Source organism: Mesorhizobium sp. M1322 (genome assembly GCF_040318085.1).
Lineage (GTDB): Bacteria > Pseudomonadota > Alphaproteobacteria > Rhizobiales > Rhizobiaceae > Mesorhizobium.
The window spans coordinates 1-17,840 of sequence record NZ_JAMYLP010000049.1; the positions used below are offsets into that span (position 1 = coordinate 1).

Sequence of the window (17,840 nt, forward strand, 5' to 3'; positions counted from 1 at the left end):
TCGGTCCAAGGCATCGTGATCTCCGTCGAATCTCAGCAATCCGACAGAATCACAACCTGCTGAAATCACTCACTCCTTTTTGGATCGGACACTAACATCAACCGGGCGCAGTTGTCGAAGGCCGAGATTGGCGGCGAGCGCTTGACCGCCTACCCCACAAATCCCACGCGCTTGTGGCTGCCATCGCAGAACGGCTTGTTGGCCGAATGGCCGCAGCGGCAGAGGAAGGTGCGCGTGGTGCGGTCGACCGTGTGGCCGGTGCCGGTGACGATCTCGACATTGCCTTCGAGCCTGAGCGGGCCGTTGGTGGTCGGCGTCACCGTCAGCGGGCCGTTTCGCGCGTCCAGCGCCGGCGTGTCCTTCAGCGGCGGCTCGCCGGTGGCGGCAAAGCCTGACTTGCTGTGGCTGCCGTCGCACAACGGCTTGTTCTCCGACGCACCGCAGCGGCAGAGCGTGGCGCGAAAAAACGTCTCGCCGCCAAGCACGATCTCGGCATGAACGGCCAGAGGGCCGTTTTCCCTGAGCCGCACAATGTTGACCACCGGCGGCTGTTCCTGCGGGCCGCCATCCTTCCTGACATAGGTGATGGCGCCCGACGGGCAGCTTTCGGCGATCGCCACGATCTTCTCGACGCTGGCCGCCTCGGGATGGATCCACTGGCCGGGCGCGTTGGGCACGAAGACATGCGGATCGCCAAGCACGCAATTGCGCGAATGGATGCAGCGCCGGCCGGAAAAGCCGACATCGATTTTTTCGCCTTCGACCGTGCCGGCCATGGGTGGGGTCTCCTGTGGATGGCAGCAGGCTAGGGCTGCCGCGCGAACGGCGTCAAGTAGCGATCTCCCCCCTCGTGGGACCTCGTGGGGGAGATGTCCGGCAGGACAGAGGGGGGCGTGAAGGATCGCCAACGCATCGCTCGACTAAACCGAGAACCAGTGAAGTTCGCAGCGCCGTTTGATCGATATGCCGGCGGGACAGCGCCCCCCTCGGAGGCTATGGATGGGGGCGTGTTCCAAGGCGATTGTACACTCGACAAACCCATCCAGACTCAGACACCATGTAGCGTATGGTTTTGTGAGGCCCGATCATGCTCTGGCGGAACGTTGCCTGCGATGCATTGCGAAGCGGTAAGCGCCTGGAGCTTCGCTATGATGGCTTCTTTCGAGTGGTCGAGGTCCACACCGTTGGCGTCACCACAGCTGGCAACGACGCCATGAGCGTTTACCAAATGCGCGGCGGCAGCGATAGCAATGAAGGTACCGGCTGGAAGACTATGCGGCTCGATGAAGCATTCACCGCCGCTGTGATCGATGAAAGAGCCGAAGCGCCCCCTGGCGGTTACAAGCGTGGGGCAAAAATTTTCAGTTTTATATACTGCCAACTCTAGGCGGCCGCGGTTGCGCCGGACTGCGTCCCCGGATGGACGGCGATCCGCACTTTCGACAACGATTTATAGGGCGAAATGGTGGATGGCGATTGTTGGGCGCCAAGGAGGTGTCGAGCGGCGCATGGCAGAGAGAAAGGACCGTAGTCCTAGCACGCTTGACTTTTTACCACAAAAGTGTTGATTCGCTTAAGTCATCTCGCTAGCAAAGGATTCGGTGGGTGTCTGAGCTTTTAGAGCAAACACATGAAATCCTTCGTTACGACCTCAATCCCGAGTTCGTTGAGACACTCTCGATAGATATCGCCTGGCGCTATGATCGTCTCTATGAAGAGCTTCGCGCGGATAGTGCGCTTCCCCTCGAGCTGAAGCTTGCAGAGTTTGCGGCGCGTCGATCCAGCTGCGCAATCAGAGCGATGGTATTCGCGTCGCAACAGCACGGTGTGCCGTATAGTTTTCGGTATCTGGAATGCAATGGGCAGGAAAAATCCTGCTGAAGATGGGCCGAATTGTTGTCATTCAAGAACCATTTCTGGAGCTGTCGGACGCACCTCGGATTGCCGACTACAAACGAGAATTGGCTGACACACATGGTTTGATTCGCCAGCTTGAGCTCAACTTTGGCGATATTCCCAATCGTGACCTAGATTGGTCAGGCGGAATCCTTGCTGTGTTGCTGCACGGGGCGTCCGGTCCTCGCTTTACGAGAAGGGATCGTGCGCTGGGCGGACTGATGCTTGCAGTTCCAGACGGCGACTATGCGACGTGGATAACGAGGTTAGACCTACATCGCATCGCGATGTTCGGTATAGGACGTCCGCCCGTGTCGCCAGATGACGGAAAGGAGGTCTATCGTCCACAGCTCCAAAAAGACGAAGTGGTAGTCCGTCTCAAGAAACAAAATAAAATCATCAGAGTTTGATCAATGAGTTTTGGTGCCCCAAACTTTCGCGGCGAGCGGCTGAAGGAGGCTAGACTTGCCCGAGGCATGTTCAAAAATACGCTTGGAGATTTAGTCGGCGTTACCGGCGCAGCAATTTCGCGCTACGAGGACGGTAACGATAAGCCACAGGCTCATCGAGTCAGCACAATTGCGGAAAAGCTGCAGTTCCCTCCCAGTTTTTTTCTGACACCAGCGTGGAATGAAACGATTGATCTCGTTCACTGGCGGTCTCGGGCCTCTGAAAGTAAGAATGCTCGTGAGATGACCGAGCAACGAATTCGCTGGCTATGCGAAATTTACTCCTTCTTGCATACAGAGGTCGATTTCTCTTCATTCTCTTTACCTGATCTGGATATCCCAGAGAACTTCCACCTGATTACAAATAATAATATCGAGCGTGCCGCTAGCGACCTCCGCTCGCATTGGAAACTGCGGGCAGAGCCAATACCCGATATGATCCTTGCGTTGGAGAACGCGGGCATCCCCGTAGCTACTTTAAGAATCCCATCCGACAAGCAGGATGGGTTTTGTTTTACATCCAAGCTTTTGCAAAAGGCTTTTGTCGGAATCAACGTGGAAAATGTAAGTTGCGCTCGTGCTCGTTTCGATGCCGCCCATGAATTAGGCCATCTCGTGCTCCATAAGTATGTAACACCTGAGCAAGCGAAGATGCCGCTGGCCCACAAATTAATTGAGCAACAGGCTCATAGATTTGCCGGTGCAATGCTTTTTCCACGCGAAGCATTTATTTCGGAGGTTGGAGCTGTCTCTCTGGATTATTTTTGCGCTCTTAAGAGACGTTGGGGGATGTCTATTAGCGCGATGATAATGCGCGCTTACGATCTCGGTCTTACCGATGAAGAAGGAAAGGCGCAGCTTTTCCGCTCAATGACTGTTAGAAGGTGGCGGGGTGCTCTCCGGGAACCGTACGACTCGCCTCGCGATATGCCGCTTGAACGGCCGCGAATGTTGCGGAGGGGCTTCGAAGCAATCCTAGGATCTGGTGGATTTGCCAAATCGACTATTCTGTCTGCCCTGCCTCTGCCTTCCCAAGAGTTGGAGCAACTGGCTTCCTTAGACGAAGGAACCTTTGATGGCGCAAATCTGAGTGAGATGTCTATTGTGCGACTTAGGCCTGCGGCGGAAATGCTCGATTTAGAGAGTGGGAACGTGCTTCAGTTTCGTCGCCGGATCCGTTGATCAAGTTATCAAGTCACTCCACTGCCGCACCCCCCGGGGTGGGACCTGCTGCCGCGAGCAGCTCCCACCCGGATTTTCGCTCGCATCGACCCACCGCGTCCGGCCGAAGGCCGGCCTCTCAATCCCCCATCTTCAAGGCCTGGATAAACGCCTCCTGCGGGATATCCACCTTGCCGAACTGGCGCATCCGCTTCTTGCCCTCTTTCTGCTTGTCGAGCAGCTTGCGCTTGCGCGAGACGTCGCCGCCGTAGCATTTGGCGGTGACGTCCTTGCGCAGCGCCGAGATCGTTTCGCGGGCAATGACCTTGCCGCCGATCGCGGCCTGGATCGGGATCTTGAACAGATGGTTCGGGATCAGCTCCTTCAGCTTCTCGCACATCTGGCGGCCGCGCTTTTCCGCCGCCGTGCGGTGGACCAGCATCGACAGCGCGTCGACCGGCTCCTCGTTGACCAGGATCGACATTTTCACCAGGTCGCCCTCCTTATAGTCGGTCAAATGATAGTCGAAGGAGGCGTAGCCCTTGGAGATCGACTTCAGCCGGTCATAGAAGTCGAAGACGACCTCGTTGAGCGGCAGGTCGTAGGTTAGCATGGCGCGCTTGCCGACATAGGACAGGTCGGCCTGGATGCCGCGCCGGTCCTGGCAGAGTTTTAGAATGCCGCCGAGATACTCGTCCGGCGTCAGGATGGTGGCGCGGATCCATGGCTCCTCGATCGCCCGGATTTTGACCACGTCGGGCATGTCGGCCGGGTTGTGCAGTTCCTTCGTCGTGCCGTCGTTCAACAGCAGGCGGTAGACCACGCTAGGCGCCGTGGCGATGAGGTCGAGGTTGAACTCGCGCTCCAGCCGCTCCTGGATGATTTCGAGATGCAGCAAGCCAAGGAAGCCGCAGCGATAGCCGAAGCCAAGCGCAGCACTGGTTTCCATTTCGTAGGAGAAAGAAGCGTCGTTGAGGCGCAGCTTGCCGACCGCGGCGCGCAGATCCTCGAAATCGGCGGCGTCGACCGGGAACAGGCCGCAGAACACCACCGGCTGCGCCGGCTTGAAGCCCGGCAGGGCCTGCGCCGTCTGGCGCTTGTCCTCGGTGATGGTGTCGCCGACGCGGGTGTCGGCCACTTCCTTGATCGAGCCGGTGAAGAAGCCGAACTCGCCGGGGCCGAGCTCGTCGACATTGATGCGGGCAGGCGTGAAGACGCCGGTGCGCTCGACCAGGTACTTGGCGCCGGTACCCATCATGCGGATGGTCTGGCCCTTCTTCAGCACGCCGTCGATGATGCGGACCAGCACGATGACGCCGAGATAGGCGTCGTACCAGCTGTCGACCAGCATCGCCTTCAGCGGTGCTGTGATGTCGCCCTCGCGCGGCGGCGGCAAATCGTTGACGATCGCCTCCAGCACGTCGGGAATGCCGAGCCCCGTCTTGGCCGAGATCAGCACGGCGTTGGTGGCGTCGATGCCGATCACCTCCTCGACCTGCTCGCGGATGCGCTCGGGCTCGGCGGCCGGCAGATCGACCTTGTTCAGCACCACGACGATCTCGTGGTTGTTGTCGATGGCCTGGTAGACATTGGCCAGCGTCTGCGCCTCGACCCCTTGCGAGGCATCGACGACCAGCAGCGAGCCTTCGCAGGCGGCCAGCGACCGCGACACTTCGTAGGCGAAGTCGACATGGCCGGGCGTGTCGATCAGGTTGAGGATATAGTCCCCGCCATTGTTGGCGCGGTATTTCAACCGCACCGTCTGCGCCTTGATGGTGATGCCGCGCTCGCGCTCGATATCCATCGAGTCCAGCACCTGCTCCTTCATGTCGCGCAGCTCCAGCCCGCCGGTGGACTGGATCAGCCGGTCGGCAAGCGTGGATTTGCCATGGTCGATATGGGCGACGATGGAGAAATTGCGGATGTTCTTGATCGGCGTGGTCATGTCGCGCGCTTTAGCAGGGGGAGCTTGCCCGGGCAAGCGGCGGCGGGCGCGGCGCATAAGCCGCCGCCGGGCGCAAAGCCGTTAAACTTTGATCCATCAGATTAGGGCATAGTCCGCGCCCTGCGTGACAGGCCACGATCTGTCACCGTTTGGGGGCCAAGCAATGCCACAGTCTGGACGTCATTTTCTCAATTCCGAGAGCGGCTCCCTCGCGCCGATACTCGCTATCATGCTTATCCCGATGTGTGCCGCTCTGGGCTTTTCAATCGACTACAACTCAGCCGTTGCGACCAAGGGATCGATGCAGAATGCGCTCGATGCCGCGACGCTGTCGATCACGACGCTGCCAACCAGCACGTCACTGGCGGACCGTCAGGTGAAGCTGCAGGAGTCGTTTACGGCCAATAGCGGGCAAGGCACCGCCAAGCTCGACAGCTTCGTCGTCGCCGCCGACGGCACCGCTAGCATCGATGCTTCGGCCAAGTTTGCCATGCCGACGAACTTCATGCAGATCGCCCACGTCGACACGGTGCAGATCGGCGTCGCGTCGGCGGTGCGCAAGCGGCCGGCGCTGGTGCAGACCACGTTCAAGGTCGACAAGGTGTCGGGCCATTGGAACAAGACGATGACGCTCTACGGCACGAAATTCACCGAGACGGCGCTCAACCCGTTGATGAGGATCAGCTATGTCTACAACAATTTTGGCGATCCGAAAGGCTACGGCACGTCGACCGTGTATACGGTCAATGGAGCGACGAGCACGAAGGTCCAGGAACAAAAATGCACGACCAAGACGGTGCAGAATTTTAACGGCCTGCCTACCGGCGCGATTACACAGACGAGCGGCAACAAGAAATACCTGACCACCTGCACCAACACCATGACCCCCGCGAACGGCGCCGGCGCGGTGATCGACGTCAGCCTGATGGATGTGCTGTATCTGCAGATGGATGTGCCGTCGGCCCAAACACCCAAGCTCAAATCGAACGACGCGAACACATCGAACCGGTTGTACATCGATGGCGTTGAAGTCGCGAACGGCAAACTGGTGGACATCTTCACCGCCGTGCCGTGCGGCCAACCCAGCAAGCAGGCCTGGGAGGATGGCGGAACGACTGTACCGGCCCCGGTGTCCAACGCCGACTTTTTCTACACCGTGACCGGCAAGTGCGACTTCAATCAGCGGCCTTCGCAAACAGTGCTTACTCAATAGGCTGGCGACCGCGGCGCCCATAAGGGGCGCGGGTCCGCACAGCATCAGATCTCAACGCCGTCCGGTCGCCCCGGGCGGCGTTTTTGTGTGGCAGCGGTTCGAAATCCGAAGGAGTAGGGTGACGCCGTTTGGCTTCCCCCTTGTGGGAGGGGAAGGAGCGATCACGAAGCGGTGATGGCTGTAACGAAGGCCCAGGCAGCGGCGAAGAGCTGATGTGATCGCCATTCCGGCGCGCCACCAACCCTGGGAGACCATCATGACCAACCTCACCCGCCTGACCTTGCCGGCACTTGCCTTCGCGCTTTGCTCGACGGTGCTTTTTGCCGGCGGCGTTGCGCGCGCCGAAGATGCGATGAAGCCGGCCGATGCGATGGCGACTGACGCCATGAAGCCGGCGACCTACGCGATGAAGCCCGCGGATCCGATGGCGGCCGACAAGATGAAGGACTGCATGGACAAGGCTGCCATGGAAACCGACGCGATGAAAAAGGAGGCGGCGACCAAGACCTGCAACGAGATGGGGACGGCCAAGTAGGCCGCGTCCGGAAGGGGCGCGCGGCCGAATGCACGCGCCCGCACGGCAATGTGAAACCGCGACGGGTCTATCTGTCGTATAATCGTAAACTCATGCATGGGAGATCAGAGATGACCGGCATTGAAAAAACCGCCGCGAAACGGTCGACGAAATTCGCCTGGAGCGCGCTTGCGGCGCTGATGCTCGCAGCGGCCGGCGCCGCCTTGTGGCAGACGCCGGCAATCTCGGCCGAGGAGGCGGTGGTGATCCCGCCGCCGGCGATGGACGAGAAACCCGGCACCGGCACCGCCAAGGCGGTCTTCGCCGGCGGCTGCTTCTGGGGCGTGCAAGGCGTGTTCCAGCACGTCAAGGGCGTGACCAGCGCCGTCTCCGGCTATGCCGGTGGGACCGAGGACACCGCCGACTACGAGACGGTCGGCACCGGCCGGACCGGGCACGCCGAAGCCGTCGAGATCACCTATGAGCCGTCCAAGATTTCCTACGGCCAGTTGCTGCAGGTGTATTTCTCGGTCGCGCACAATCCGACGCAGCTGAACTACCAGGGTCCGGACCGCGGCCCGCAATACCGTTCGACGATCTTTGCCGAAAGTGACGCGCAGAAGAAGATCGCCGAGAGCTATATCGCCCAGCTCGACAAGGCGAAGGTGTTTCCAGAGCCGATCGTGACCACGCTGGAGACCGGGAAACCCTTCTATCCAGCCGAGGACTATCACCAGGACTTTTTGACGCTGAACCCGACCTATCCCTACATCGTCTACAACGACCTGCCCAAGGTCGAGAATTTGAAGACGCTCTTTCCGGATCTCTACAGCGAGAAGCCGGTGCTGGTGATGGCCGCCAACAAGAGCTGATGCGGCTCAGGATAAAAACGATCTGTAGCGATCCTTCGCGCCCCCCTCTGTCCTGCCGGACATCTCCCCCACTTGGGGGGGAGATCGGCCGTCATCCCGGCTTTCGCCAATCTCCAACGTCGCAGGCGTGAGCGAAGCGCCAAAGCTGCTAATCTCCCCCTTACGGGCCCTTGTGGGGGAGATGTCCGGCAGGACAGAAGGGAGCGCTGTCCCTCGGCATCCGATGCTCCAGCGAGCGCGCGGGCAACAATGCCCGCTATTGCATGCCCAGAAACTGCCTGAGCTCCGGCGTCCTCGGGTTGGCGAAGACCTCCTCGGGGGCGCCGATCTCGTGGACGCGCCCTGATGCATGAAGACGACGCGCGAGCAGACGTCGCGGGCGAAGCGCATCTCATGGGTGACCATCACCAGCGTCATGCCTTCCGCGGCCAATTCCTTGACGACGGCCAGCACTTCGGCAACGAGTTCGGGGTCGAGCGCCGAGGTGATCTCGTCGCATAGCAGCGCGATGGGCTGCATAGCGAGCGCCCGGGCGATCGCCACGCGCTGCTGCTGACCGCCGGACAGTTCGTCCGGCAATGCGTCGAACTTGTGGACGAGACCGACGCGGTCGAGCATTTTTCGCGCGACCGCTTCGGCGTCCTTTTTCGGCGTCTTCTTCACCACCATCTGCGACAGCATGACATTGCCGCCGGCCGTGAGATGCGGGAACAGGTTGAATTGCTGAAAAATCATGCCGACCTTTAGGCGCAGCGCCTTGAGATGAACCTCGTCGGGCAGGAACTGCGCGCCGGCGACGACGATCGAGCCTTCATCGATGGTCTCCAGCCCGTTGATGCAGCGCAGCAGCGTCGACTTGCCCGAACCGCTCTTGCCGATGATGGCGACGACCTCGCCCGGCGCGACGTCGATGGAAATCCCCTTCAGCACCTCGTTGTCGCCGAAGCGCTTCTTCACCTCAGTGATTGCGATGAGCGACATTGAGCTTCCTTTCCAGGAGCTGGCTGGATTTCGACAGCGGCCAGCACAAAGCAAAGTAGATGAGCGCGACCAGGCCATAGACGGTGAACGGCTGGAACGTTGCGTTGGTGACGATCGAACCGGCCTTCGACAATTCGACGAAGCCGATGATGGAGGTGAGCGCGGTGCCCTTCACCACCTGCACCGAGAAGCCGACCGTCGGTGGCACCGCCACTTTCAGCGCCTGCGGCAGGATGACGTAGCGCATCTGCTGGAGATAACCCATGCCGAGGCTGGCGGACGCCTCCCATTGGCCCTTGGCGATGCTCTCGACGCAGCCGCGCCAGATCTCGGCGAGGAAAGCGGCGGTCCACAGGATGAGCGCGACACAAGCGGCAAGCCAGGCGGGAACGTCGATGCCGAACAGGCCAAGGCCGAAGAAAGCGAGAAAAAGCTGCATCAGGAGCGGCGTGCCCTGGAACAGCTGGATGTAGCCGCGTGACAGATGCTGTATCCCACGCCGGCCGCCGATGCGCAGGAAAAGCAGGGCCGCACCGACGATGCCGCCACCGATGAAGGAGACCAGCGAGAGGACAACGGTCCAACGGGCGGCCAAAAGCAGGTTGCGCAGGATGTCCCAGAAGCTGAACTCGGTCATGGCGCCTGTCTCATAGAGACGCCTTCCTTGGAAACAGCATCCAGCCCAGGCCGGCCAGCAGCTGGCGCAGCAGGATCGCAAGCGCCAGGTAGATCAAAGTGGAGACGATGTAGGTTTCGAAGGCCCTGAAATTGCGCGACTGGATGAAGTTGGCGGCGAACGTCAGGTCCTCGGCGGCGATCTGCGAAACGACGGCCGAACCCAGCATGACGATGACGATCTGCGACGAAAGCGCAGGCCAGATGCGCTGCAGCGCCGGGACCAGGACCACGTACCAGAAGGTCTGGAACGGGGTCATGGCAAGGCTAGCGCCGGCTTCGAACTGGCCACGTGGCGTGGCCTGGATGCCGGCGCGGATAATCTCGCAGCTGTAGGCGCCGAGATTGACGATCATGGCGAGATTGGCGGCGGTCAGTTCCGACATCCTGATGCTAAGCGACGGCAGGCCGAAGAAGATGAAGAACAGCTGGATGAGGAACGGCGTGTTGCGGATCAGCTCGACATAGGTCGCGACGACGGGTCTTAGCCATTTCGGCCCGAGGGCGCGCACCCAAGCGCAGGCAATGCCCAAGGCGACGCCGAACACCGCGCCAATCAGGATGAGCTGCACGGTGATCCGGATGCCTTTCAGCAGCACCGGCAGAGACTCGATCAGCCAGCCGAAATCGAACTGATAAGTCATGGCTTGCGGTCTGGCCTAAACCACATGCGGCGGGCGGCGATCACAGGTCAGCCGGCAGATCCACCTTCAGCCATTTTTGCGAAATCGCGTTGAGGGCGCCATCGGACCTGGCAGCGGCGATGATCCCGTTGATCTTGGCCATCAACGCCGGCTCCTCCTTGTTCATGCCGATGTAGCAAGGCGAGTTCTTGATCAGGAACTTGAGCTCGGGCCGCTTGGGCGGGTTCTTTTCGAGAATGGCGGCGGCGACGACATTCCCGGTCGCGATCACCTCGACCTGGCCCGAAAGGAAAGCGGAAATAGTGCCGTTGTTGTCCTCGTAGCGCTTGATCTCGACGCTCGCGGGCACGACTTTGGTCAGTTCGAGATCCTCGATCGCGCCGCGGGTGACGCCAACGGTCTTGCCGGCGAGATCTTCCGCCTTCGCGACCGCGACATCTGCCGGAGCGAACACGCCGTTGTAGAAGGGGGCGTAGGCTTCGGAAAAGTCGATGACCTTCTCGCGATCGGGATTCTTGCCGAGGCTGGAGATGACCAGATCGACCTTGTTGGTCTGAAGATAGGGAATGCGGTTGGCGCTGGTGACCGGGACGATCTCGACCTTGGCGCCGAGTTTTTCGCCAATCAGATTGGCGATATCGATGTCGTAGCCTTGCGGCGTCATGTCGGCGCCGACACTGCCGAAGGGCGGGAAATCCTGTGGCACAGCAATGCGGATGGTGCCCCGCGCCCCTATGTCGCTCAAGGCGTCAGCCCGGGCCTGCGGGAACGGAGCCATGGCGATTCCCGCCACGGCGGCGAAGGCCAGCATGCACACATTGCGACGGTTCATTATTTTCCCCTTTGACTGAACAAAACCGATTGGTCGCCAGGGCAAAGCAACAGACATGCCAAACCGTAGAAATCAGCGCGAGTCGGCCCTTTCCCAGTAGGATTGGGAAGGCCTCTTCACGATCCAAAGCCGCCCGACCAGCAGGCTGCCTAAATATTGTGCAGTGCGGAGATTTGCCTGTCAGTCGTAGGTCAGATCCGTCGCCTTGCCGCCGAAGACGCGGTAGGCATAAAACGAATAGAAAATGATGATCGGCAGCACGACCACCGTGCCGGCCAAGATGATGGCGAGGCTTTCAGGCGCGGACGCCGCCTGCCAGATGGTCAGCCTGTCAGGCACGACGAAGGGATAGAACGACCAGGCGAGCCCGGCAAAGCCCAGCGTGAAGATGGCGGCCAGCGTCAAGAACGGCGTCAGCGCATGGCGGTCGTCCGCCTTAGGCAGATGGAAGGTCTGCCGCCACAGCCAGCCGAACAGCACCGCCGACAGGATCGGCAGCGGCGACAAATAGAGCATGGCGGGCCAGACGAACCACTTGTCGAAGATGCGCGGACTGGCGAGCGGCGTGGCCAGCGAGACGGCGACCATGCCGAGCGCGGTCAGCACCAGCACCCGGCGCAGCCAGAGCACCGCCTTCTTCTGCAATTCGCCTTCCGTCTTGTAGATGACCCAGGCCGCGCCCATCGCCGCGTAGGCGGCGGCAAGGCAGAGCGCCACCAGCGCGCCGAAGGCCATGCCGCCGAGGCCGACATTCAGGCCGAGCACATAGATCCCCAGCATGTAGCCCTGCGCCAGGGAGGCGATGACCGAGCCCAGGAAGAAGATGCGGTTCCAGCGATGCTTCCGGCCGGCCGGCACCTTGGCACGGAAATCGAAGGCAACGCCGCGCAGGATCAGGCCGACAAGGAGCAGGAAGACCGGCATGTAGAGCGCCGTGAGGATGGTGCCGTGCGCCAGCGGGAAGGCGACCAGCAGCAGGCCGACGGCCAGCACCAGCCAGGTCTCGTTGGCGTCCCAGAACGGGCCTATTGCCGCGATCATCGTGTCCTGCTCGGCGTCCTCGGCCGCCGCGAACAAGATGCCGATGCCGAGATCGAAGCCGTCGAGGATGACGTAGATCAGGATGGCAAGGCCCATCAGGCCGGCGAAGATGAGGGGGAGCAATGTCGGCCAGTCGAGGGTCATCACCGTTCTCCCTATTTTGCCGCCGGTTGCGACAGCGGCGCGTCGAGAACGCCCGGCAGCGGCGAGGTATCGCCGTCCTTCGCCGCCTTCAGCGCCAGATAGACCAGCACGCCGAGATAGGCGAGCAGAAGCAGCGCGTAGAGCATGAGATAGACCGCAAGCGACAGCGCGACCTGGCTGCCGGCGACCGGGCCGACGGCATCGACGGTCTTGAGCACGCCAGTGACCAACCAGGGTTGGCGGCCGATCTCGGTGGTGTACCAGCCGGCCAGCGTCGCCAGCCAGCCGGACAGCGCCATCGGCACCATCATCAGGGCCAGCGATTTCGGCAGGCTGTGGCGTCGCTTCAGGAAAAAGGCGGCCGACCAGGAGACGACGAGCATCAGGACGCCGGTGCCGACCATGATGCGAAAAGCCCAGAACACCGGGAAGACCGGCGGATGGTTGCCGACATAGTCGTTCAGCCCCGGCACGACGCCGCTGGCGCTGTGCCTGAGGATGAGGCTGGCGCCATCGGGGATGGCGACCTCGAATTTGTTCTCCCTTGCCGCCTCGTCGGGAAGCGCGAAAAGAACCAGCGGCACATTGGGGCCGGTGTTCCAGTTGGCCTCCATGGCGGCGATCTTCTGAGGCTGATGCTCGAGCGTGTTGAGGCCATGCTGGTCGCCGGCGAAGATCTGGATGGGGATCAGGATCGCCGCGGTGAAGACACCGGTGCGCAATGCCTTCCACATCGATTCCGAGCGGTCGCCATAGAGATAGCGCAGCGCTGACAGGCCGGCGATCAGGAACGAAACCGTCAGGCCGGAGGCAAGCAGCATGTGGACGAGCCGGTAGGGCATGGACGGGTTGAAGACGATCGCCCACCAGTCGGTAGCGTGCGCTACGCCGTTGCGCATCTCGAAGCCGACCGGCGTCTGCATCCAGGAATTGAGCGCGATGATCCAGAAGGCCGACAGGGTGGTGCCGCCGGCCACCAGCACGGTTGCCAGGGTGTGGATGCGGTTGGAGACGCGGCGGAAGCCGAACAGCATGATGCCGAGGAACGCCGCCTCGAGAAAGAAGGCGGTGAGGATCTCATAGGCGAGCAGCGGGCCGGCGATGTTGCCGACGGTCTCCATGTAACCCGGCCAGTTGGTGCCGAACTGGAAGCTCATGGTGACGCCCGAAACCACGCCCATGGCAAACGACAGCGCGAACACCTTCACCCAAGTGAAATAGGCGCGCATCCAGGCGGTATCGCCTGTGGCGTTGTAGCGAAGCTTGAAGAACAGCAGCACCCAGCCAAGCGCGATGGTGATAGCCGGAAACAGGATATGGAACGAGATGTTCGCGCCGAACTGGATGCGCGAAAGGATGAGCGGGTCCATGGTGGGCTCCGGCTGCTGCTATGTCAGGGAAGATAGGCCGGATGCGCCAAGCGGTCAAAGCGGCGTGGCGTCACGCGAGGCGGAACGCCGCAGGACTGCGGCAGCGGTGGATGCGTCGTCGCATGCCGATGTCCAGAACTGTCAGGAGTGCCATTGACTTCCGGCTGCGCGCACCGACATTCAGCGGATTGAATCACAGTTCTCCTTTCAAGCAGCCGTTTTTCAGCCATGCCATCGATCATTTCCATTTCCGGGGTCACCAAGACCTACGCCACCGGTTTCAAGGCGCTGAAGGAGATCAACCTCGATATCGAGCGCGGCGAGATCTTTGCACTGCTCGGGCCGAACGGCGCCGGCAAGACAACGCTGATCTCGATCGTCTGCGGTATCGTCAATCGCTCATCGGGCACGGTCAGCGTGGACGGCCACGACATCAGCCGGGATTATCGCGCCGCACGCAGCCTCATCGGGCTGGTGCCGCAGGAACTGACCATCGACGCGTTCGAGAGCGTGTGGGCGACGGTCAACTACAGCCGCGGCCTGTTCGGCAAGCCGGCCAACCACGCCTTCGTCGAGAAAGTGCTGCGCGACCTGTCATTATGGGACAAGAAGGACGCCAAGGCGATCACCTTGTCCGGCGGCATGAAGCGGCGGCTGATGATCGCCAAGGCGCTGTCGCACGAACCGAGGGTGCTGTTCCTCGACGAGCCGACAGCCGGCGTCGACGTCGAGCTGCGACAGGACATGTGGGCGATGGTGCGCCGGCTGCGCGAGAATGGCGTCACCATCATCCTGACCACGCACTATATCGAGGAGGCCGAGGCGATGGCCGACCGCGTCGGGGTCATCAATCGCGGCGAGATCGTGCTGGTCGAGGACAAGGCCGAACTGATGCGCACGCTCGGCCGCAAACGGCTGTTGCTGGAACTGCGCAGTCCGCTCGCCACCATACCCGAGACGTTGTCGCGCTACGCGCTGGAGCTTTCGCCGGACGGTGATCGACTGATTTACACCTATGACAACCAAAGCGAACGGCCCGGCGTCGCCTCGCTGCTCCGCGACCTCGAGACGGCCGGCATCCAGTTCCGCGATATCGACACGCAAAACAGCTCGCTCGAGGAGATCTTCGTGAATCTGGTGAGGAAGGACGCATGAACCTGCGTGCAGTCTGGGCGATTTACAAGATGGAGATGGCGCGCGCTTTTCGGACCGTGCTGCAGAGCATCGTCTCGCCAGTCATCTCGACATCGCTCTATTTCGTCGTCTTCGGCTCGGCCATCGGCTCGCGCATCACCGAGATCGACGGCATCAGCTACGGCGCCTTTATCGTGCCGGGGCTGATCATGCTGTCGCTGCTGACGCAGTCGATCTCCAACGCCTCCTTCGCGATCTATTTCCCGAAATTCGTCGGCTCGATCTACGAGCTGCTGTCGGCTCCGGTGTCCTATCTGGAGATCATCATCGCTTATGTCGGGGGTGCGGCGACCAAGTCGATCATACTCGGCCTGATCATCCTGGGGACCGCGTCGCTGTTCGTGCCGCTGACCATCGAGCATCCGTTCTGGATGCTCTCCTTCCTGGTGCTGACGGCGGTGACCTTCAGCCTGTTCGGGTTCATCATCGGCATCTGGGCGAGAAGCTTCGAGCAGCTGCAGCTGGTGCCGCTGCTGATCATCACGCCGCTTACGTTCCTTGGCGGAAGCTTCTATTCGATCGACATGCTGCCCGGCATCTGGCGCACGGTGACGCTGTTCAACCCTGTCCTCTATCTGGTCAGCGGCTTTCGCTGGAGTTTCTACGGCAAGTCCGACGTCTCGATCGGCATCAGCCTCGGCATGACCGTCGTTTTCCTGCTCATCTGCATAGCGATCGTCGCGTGGATCTTCCGGACCGGCTACCGGCTGCGGAACTGACCGGCAATTGGGCATAAGAAAGGAGGGGCTTCGGTCGAACCAAAACCCCTCCTCCACGACTACCGGCGTGCACCTTGGGCGAGATGACCTCTAGACCGCGATCTTGCCACCGCCCTGCTTGGTGATGGCGACGACCGACGGCCGCACCGGCATATCGGGCTTGAAGTCGGGCCAGCGGGTCGACGGGTCCTCATAGTAAGAGGGACGGCCAAAAGTCTCCCAGTCTTCGCCGCCGTCGGCCGGATGCTGAACCGCGACGAAGGCGGTCTGGTCGTCGGGCGTGAATAGCGGGCCGCATAGTTCGGCGCCGATCGGCACGCGGAAGAACAGTTTCGAGGTCGCCCGCGCCTCGCCTTCGGTGTCGACCGCCCACAAGCCGTCGGTGCGGCCGGTGGCCTTCGGGCCCTGGCCGTCGGTCGAGACCCAAAGCCGGCCGGCCGCATCGATAGCGCAATTGTCCGGCATGCCAAACCAGCCATTGGCGGTCGTTGCGGTCGAGAAGGTGGCGCCGACTTCGGCCACTGAGGGATCGCCGCATTTCAACAGCACTTCCCACTTGCCCTTGGCGGCAGTGAAATCGCCACCGTCCTCGACGATCTCGATGATGTGGCCGAAGGCGTTTTCGGCGCGCGGGTTGGCGGCATCGACCTGGTCCGTCTTGCGTTTAGAATTGTTGGTCAACATGACGTAGACTTTGCCAGTCGTCGGATTGGGCTGGATGTCCTCGGGGCGGTCCATCCTGGTGGCGCCGAGCAGGTCGGCGGCACGGCGCGTCTCGATCAGCACGTCGGCTTGGCTGGCAAAGCCGTTCTCCGCCGTCAGCGGGCCCTGGCCGAAGACGATGGGACGCCATTCGATCGAACCGTCCTCGGCGAATTTGGCGACATAGAGCGTACCGTCGTCGAGAAGATCCAGGTTGGCGGCGCGGTCCTCGGCGTTGAACTTACCGGCCGTGACGAATTTATAGACATAGTCGAAGCGCTCGTCGTCGCCGAGATAGAAGACGACACGGCCATCCTTGGCGACGATCGATTCAGCGCCCTCATGCTTGAAGCGGCCCATGGCAGTGCGCTTCCGCGGCACCGAGGTCGGATCGTTGACGTCGACCTCGACGATCCAGCCGAAGCGATTCGGCTCGTTCGGCTCCTTGCCGATGTCGAAGCGGTCGTAATGCGCAGCCCATTCATAGGCGCCTTCGGGAATTCCCATGCGCTTGTAGTTGGCGGCTTCCTTGTGGCCTTCCTGCAGCTCGCCCGAGAAATAGCCGTGTATGTTTTCCTCGGCCATGACGTAGGTGCCCCAGGGCGTGACGCCGCCGGCACAATTGTTGACGGTGCCGAAGACCTTCGTGCCGGTCGGATCGGCACTGGTCTTGACCCGGTCGTGGCCGGCGACGGGGCCGGACAGTGCCATCTCGGTGTTGGAGGTGACGCGGCGATTGAGCTTGCCGTCGCGCACCACCTGCCATTTGCCTGATACCTTGCGGATTTCGACGATGGTGCCGCCATGCGCGGCCATCTCGATATCGACCTGTTCCTTGCTCAGCGGCGCCTGCTTGGCCTCGCCATCGACGATGGTGACAAGGCCCGGGAACATCAGATGCGGATTGGTGTATTCGTGGTTGACCACCAGCAGGCCATGCTCGGCCGAGCCGTCGATCGGGATATAGCCGACATAGTCGTTATTGTAGCCAAACTGTCTTTCCTGGGCCTGCGTCGACTGTTTTGTCGGATCGAATTCCGGCGAATCGGCAAACAGCGGATCGCCCCAGCGCAACAGCACGTCGGCGTCATAGCCGGCGGCGACATGATGCTTGTCGTCGACGCCTGCCTCGACCTCGTCGAAGCTGAAGGCCGAGCCGGCGGCGGCGCGGGCATTGTCGGCGAGGATCAGCGCGAGCGGGCTGACGGTAGCAGCGATGGCGGTTGCCGCGAGCGATCCCTGCAGGAAACCACGGCGCGAGAAGCGCGCGGCGATGATCTCGCCCATCGTCTGGTTGGCTGTGGGATTGGCTCCTGGCCCATCGTTTTCCTCAAGCAAGCTGGTGCGGAAATGAGCGTTTGGAGAAAGATGTCCGGTCGAGCGATGTTCAGTCATGGGGGCCTGCCTCTGGCTTCTTGGGATGGCTGGAGCGTGTTGCTTGACTGACCGCGTATCGCCGGGAGATCACAGTTTGATGACGTTGCCGGC

General features: G+C 61.4%; 17 protein-coding genes and 1 pseudogene. 9 read left to right on the top strand and 9 right to left on the bottom strand.

Annotated features, from left to right (window positions below; all coding sequences use genetic code 11):
- Window positions 1-149 precede the first annotated feature (149 nt).
- Window positions 150-776: a CDGSH iron-sulfur domain-containing protein gene (locus NKH12_RS18330; RefSeq protein WP_352954423.1), complete on the bottom strand. Its 627-nt coding sequence runs from the start codon at window positions 774-776 to the stop codon at window positions 150-152.
- Between the two features lie 311 nt (window positions 777-1,087).
- Between NKH12_RS18330 and NKH12_RS18335 the strand changes: the two genes are divergently transcribed.
- The 4 genes from NKH12_RS18335 (at window position 1,088) to NKH12_RS18350 (ending at window position 3,527) form a co-directional block, all read left to right on the top strand.
- On the top strand, window positions 1,088-1,387 hold the full coding sequence (locus NKH12_RS18335; protein WP_352954424.1) for a hypothetical protein: 300 nt from the start codon (window positions 1,088-1,090) through the stop codon (window positions 1,385-1,387).
- Window positions 1,388-1,605: 218 nt separating this feature from the next.
- Window positions 1,606-1,881, top strand: coding sequence for a hypothetical protein (locus NKH12_RS18340; protein WP_352954425.1), 276 nt, complete (start codon window positions 1,606-1,608; stop codon window positions 1,879-1,881).
- The gene (locus tag NKH12_RS18345) at window positions 1,854-2,306 is read left to right on the top strand and encodes a hypothetical protein (protein ID WP_352954426.1); all 453 of its coding nucleotides are present in this window, start codon (window positions 1,854-1,856) and stop codon (window positions 2,304-2,306) included. The genes NKH12_RS18340 and NKH12_RS18345 overlap by 28 nt, the downstream gene beginning before the upstream one ends.
- Window positions 2,307-2,309: 3 nt before the next feature.
- Complete coding sequence (locus NKH12_RS18350) at window positions 2,310-3,527, top strand: XRE family transcriptional regulator (protein WP_352954427.1); 1,218 nt, start codon at window positions 2,310-2,312, stop codon at window positions 3,525-3,527.
- A 118-nt stretch (window positions 3,528-3,645) separates the two neighbouring features.
- Here the strand turns inward: NKH12_RS18350 and lepA are convergent, their stop codons facing one another.
- A complete protein-coding gene (gene lepA / locus NKH12_RS18355) occupies window positions 3,646-5,451 on the bottom strand; it encodes a translation elongation factor 4 (RefSeq protein ID WP_352954428.1) in 1,806 nt (601 codons plus the stop codon).
- A 163-nt stretch (window positions 5,452-5,614) separates the two neighbouring features.
- Between lepA and NKH12_RS18360 the strand changes: the two genes are divergently transcribed.
- The 3 genes from NKH12_RS18360 to msrA all read left to right on the top strand — a co-directional run bounded on the left by NKH12_RS18360 (window position 5,615) and on the right by msrA (window position 8,050).
- On the top strand, window positions 5,615-6,664 hold the full coding sequence (locus NKH12_RS18360) for a TadE/TadG family type IV pilus assembly protein (protein WP_352954461.1): 1,050 nt from the start codon (window positions 5,615-5,617) through the stop codon (window positions 6,662-6,664).
- A 256-nt stretch (window positions 6,665-6,920) separates the two neighbouring features.
- On the top strand, window positions 6,921-7,199 hold the full coding sequence (locus NKH12_RS18365; protein WP_352954429.1) for a hypothetical protein: 279 nt from the start codon (window positions 6,921-6,923) through the stop codon (window positions 7,197-7,199).
- Window positions 7,200-7,309: 110 nt separating this feature from the next.
- Window positions 7,310-8,050, top strand: coding sequence for a peptide-methionine (S)-S-oxide reductase MsrA (gene msrA / locus NKH12_RS18370; RefSeq protein WP_352954430.1), 741 nt, complete (start codon window positions 7,310-7,312; stop codon window positions 8,048-8,050).
- A gap of 256 nt (window positions 8,051-8,306) precedes the next feature.
- Here the strand turns inward: msrA and NKH12_RS18375 are convergent.
- The 6 genes and pseudogenes from NKH12_RS18375 to NKH12_RS18400 form a co-directional block, all read right to left on the bottom strand.
- Window positions 8,307-9,031: pseudogene (locus NKH12_RS18375) on the bottom strand (amino acid ABC transporter ATP-binding protein).
- Window positions 9,009-9,668 carry an amino acid ABC transporter permease gene (locus tag NKH12_RS18380; protein ID WP_352954431.1) on the bottom strand — a complete coding sequence of 220 codons (660 nt, stop codon included), beginning with the start codon at window positions 9,666-9,668 and terminating at the stop codon, window positions 9,009-9,011. Before NKH12_RS18380 ends, NKH12_RS18375 begins: the two are co-directional and overlap by 23 nt.
- A 10-nt stretch (window positions 9,669-9,678) precedes the next feature.
- Complete coding sequence (locus NKH12_RS18385) at window positions 9,679-10,350, bottom strand: amino acid ABC transporter permease (protein WP_352954432.1); 672 nt, start codon at window positions 10,348-10,350, stop codon at window positions 9,679-9,681.
- 40 nt (window positions 10,351-10,390) lie between these two features.
- Window positions 10,391-11,161, bottom strand: coding sequence for a transporter substrate-binding domain-containing protein (locus tag NKH12_RS18390; protein ID WP_352954462.1), 771 nt, complete (start codon window positions 11,159-11,161; stop codon window positions 10,391-10,393).
- Window positions 11,162-11,362: 201 nt separating this feature from the next.
- A complete protein-coding gene (locus tag NKH12_RS18395; protein WP_352954433.1) occupies window positions 11,363-12,367 on the bottom strand; it encodes a cytochrome d ubiquinol oxidase subunit II in 1,005 nt (334 codons plus the stop codon).
- Between the two features lie 11 nt (window positions 12,368-12,378).
- Window positions 12,379-13,737, bottom strand: a complete 1,359-nt coding sequence (locus tag NKH12_RS18400) for a cytochrome ubiquinol oxidase subunit I (RefSeq protein ID WP_352954434.1) — start codon at window positions 13,735-13,737, stop codon at window positions 12,379-12,381.
- 228 nt (window positions 13,738-13,965) lie between these two features.
- Here NKH12_RS18400 and NKH12_RS18405 point away from each other — a divergent pair, with 228 nt between their 5' ends.
- Entirely contained in the window at window positions 13,966-14,892 is a 927-nt protein-coding gene (locus NKH12_RS18405) for an ABC transporter ATP-binding protein (RefSeq protein ID WP_352954435.1), read from the top strand.
- Window positions 14,889-15,650, top strand: coding sequence for an ABC transporter permease (locus NKH12_RS18410; protein WP_352954436.1), 762 nt, complete (start codon window positions 14,889-14,891; stop codon window positions 15,648-15,650). The genes NKH12_RS18405 and NKH12_RS18410 overlap by 4 nt, the downstream gene beginning before the upstream one ends.
- A 90-nt stretch (window positions 15,651-15,740) precedes the next feature.
- Here NKH12_RS18410 and NKH12_RS18415 read toward each other — a convergent pair whose 3' ends face one another.
- Window positions 15,741-17,747: a PhoX family protein gene (locus tag NKH12_RS18415; RefSeq protein WP_352954437.1), complete on the bottom strand. Its 2,007-nt coding sequence runs from the start codon at window positions 17,745-17,747 to the stop codon at window positions 15,741-15,743.
- Window positions 17,748-17,840 lie beyond the last annotated feature (93 nt).

What these genes read in the sequence shown, in the direction of transcription:
- NKH12_RS18330 (WP_352954423.1), bottom strand. Translation starts at nt 776, where the DNA reads ATGGCCGGCACGGTCGAAGGCGAAAAAATCGATGTCGGCTTTTCCGGC.
- NKH12_RS18335 (WP_352954424.1), top strand. Translation starts at nt 1,088, where the DNA reads ATGCTCTGGCGGAACGTTGCCTGCGATGCATTGCGAAGCGGTAAGCGC.
- NKH12_RS18345 (WP_352954426.1), top strand. Translation starts at nt 1,854, where the DNA reads ATGCAATGGGCAGGAAAAATCCTGCTGAAGATGGGCCGAATTGTTGTC.
- NKH12_RS18350 (WP_352954427.1), top strand. Translation starts at nt 2,310, where the DNA reads ATGAGTTTTGGTGCCCCAAACTTTCGCGGCGAGCGGCTGAAGGAGGCT.
- lepA (WP_352954428.1), bottom strand. Translation starts at nt 5,451, where the DNA reads ATGACCACGCCGATCAAGAACATCCGCAATTTCTCCATCGTCGCCCAT.
- NKH12_RS18360 (WP_352954461.1), top strand. Translation starts at nt 5,615, where the DNA reads ATGCCACAGTCTGGACGTCATTTTCTCAATTCCGAGAGCGGCTCCCTC.
- NKH12_RS18365 (WP_352954429.1), top strand. Translation starts at nt 6,921, where the DNA reads ATGACCAACCTCACCCGCCTGACCTTGCCGGCACTTGCCTTCGCGCTT.
- msrA (WP_352954430.1), top strand. Translation starts at nt 7,310, where the DNA reads ATGACCGGCATTGAAAAAACCGCCGCGAAACGGTCGACGAAATTCGCC.
- NKH12_RS18380 (WP_352954431.1), bottom strand. Translation starts at nt 9,668, where the DNA reads ATGACCGAGTTCAGCTTCTGGGACATCCTGCGCAACCTGCTTTTGGCC.
- NKH12_RS18385 (WP_352954432.1), bottom strand. Translation starts at nt 10,350, where the DNA reads ATGACTTATCAGTTCGATTTCGGCTGGCTGATCGAGTCTCTGCCGGTG.
- NKH12_RS18390 (WP_352954462.1), bottom strand. Translation starts at nt 11,161, where the DNA reads ATGCTGGCCTTCGCCGCCGTGGCGGGAATCGCCATGGCTCCGTTCCCG.
- NKH12_RS18395 (WP_352954433.1), bottom strand. Translation starts at nt 12,367, where the DNA reads ATGACCCTCGACTGGCCGACATTGCTCCCCCTCATCTTCGCCGGCCTG.
- NKH12_RS18400 (WP_352954434.1), bottom strand. Translation starts at nt 13,737, where the DNA reads ATGGACCCGCTCATCCTTTCGCGCATCCAGTTCGGCGCGAACATCTCG.
- NKH12_RS18405 (WP_352954435.1), top strand. Translation starts at nt 13,966, where the DNA reads ATGCCATCGATCATTTCCATTTCCGGGGTCACCAAGACCTACGCCACC.
- NKH12_RS18410 (WP_352954436.1), top strand. Translation starts at nt 14,889, where the DNA reads ATGAACCTGCGTGCAGTCTGGGCGATTTACAAGATGGAGATGGCGCGC.
- NKH12_RS18415 (WP_352954437.1), bottom strand. Translation starts at nt 17,747, where the DNA reads ATGACTGAACATCGCTCGACCGGACATCTTTCTCCAAACGCTCATTTC.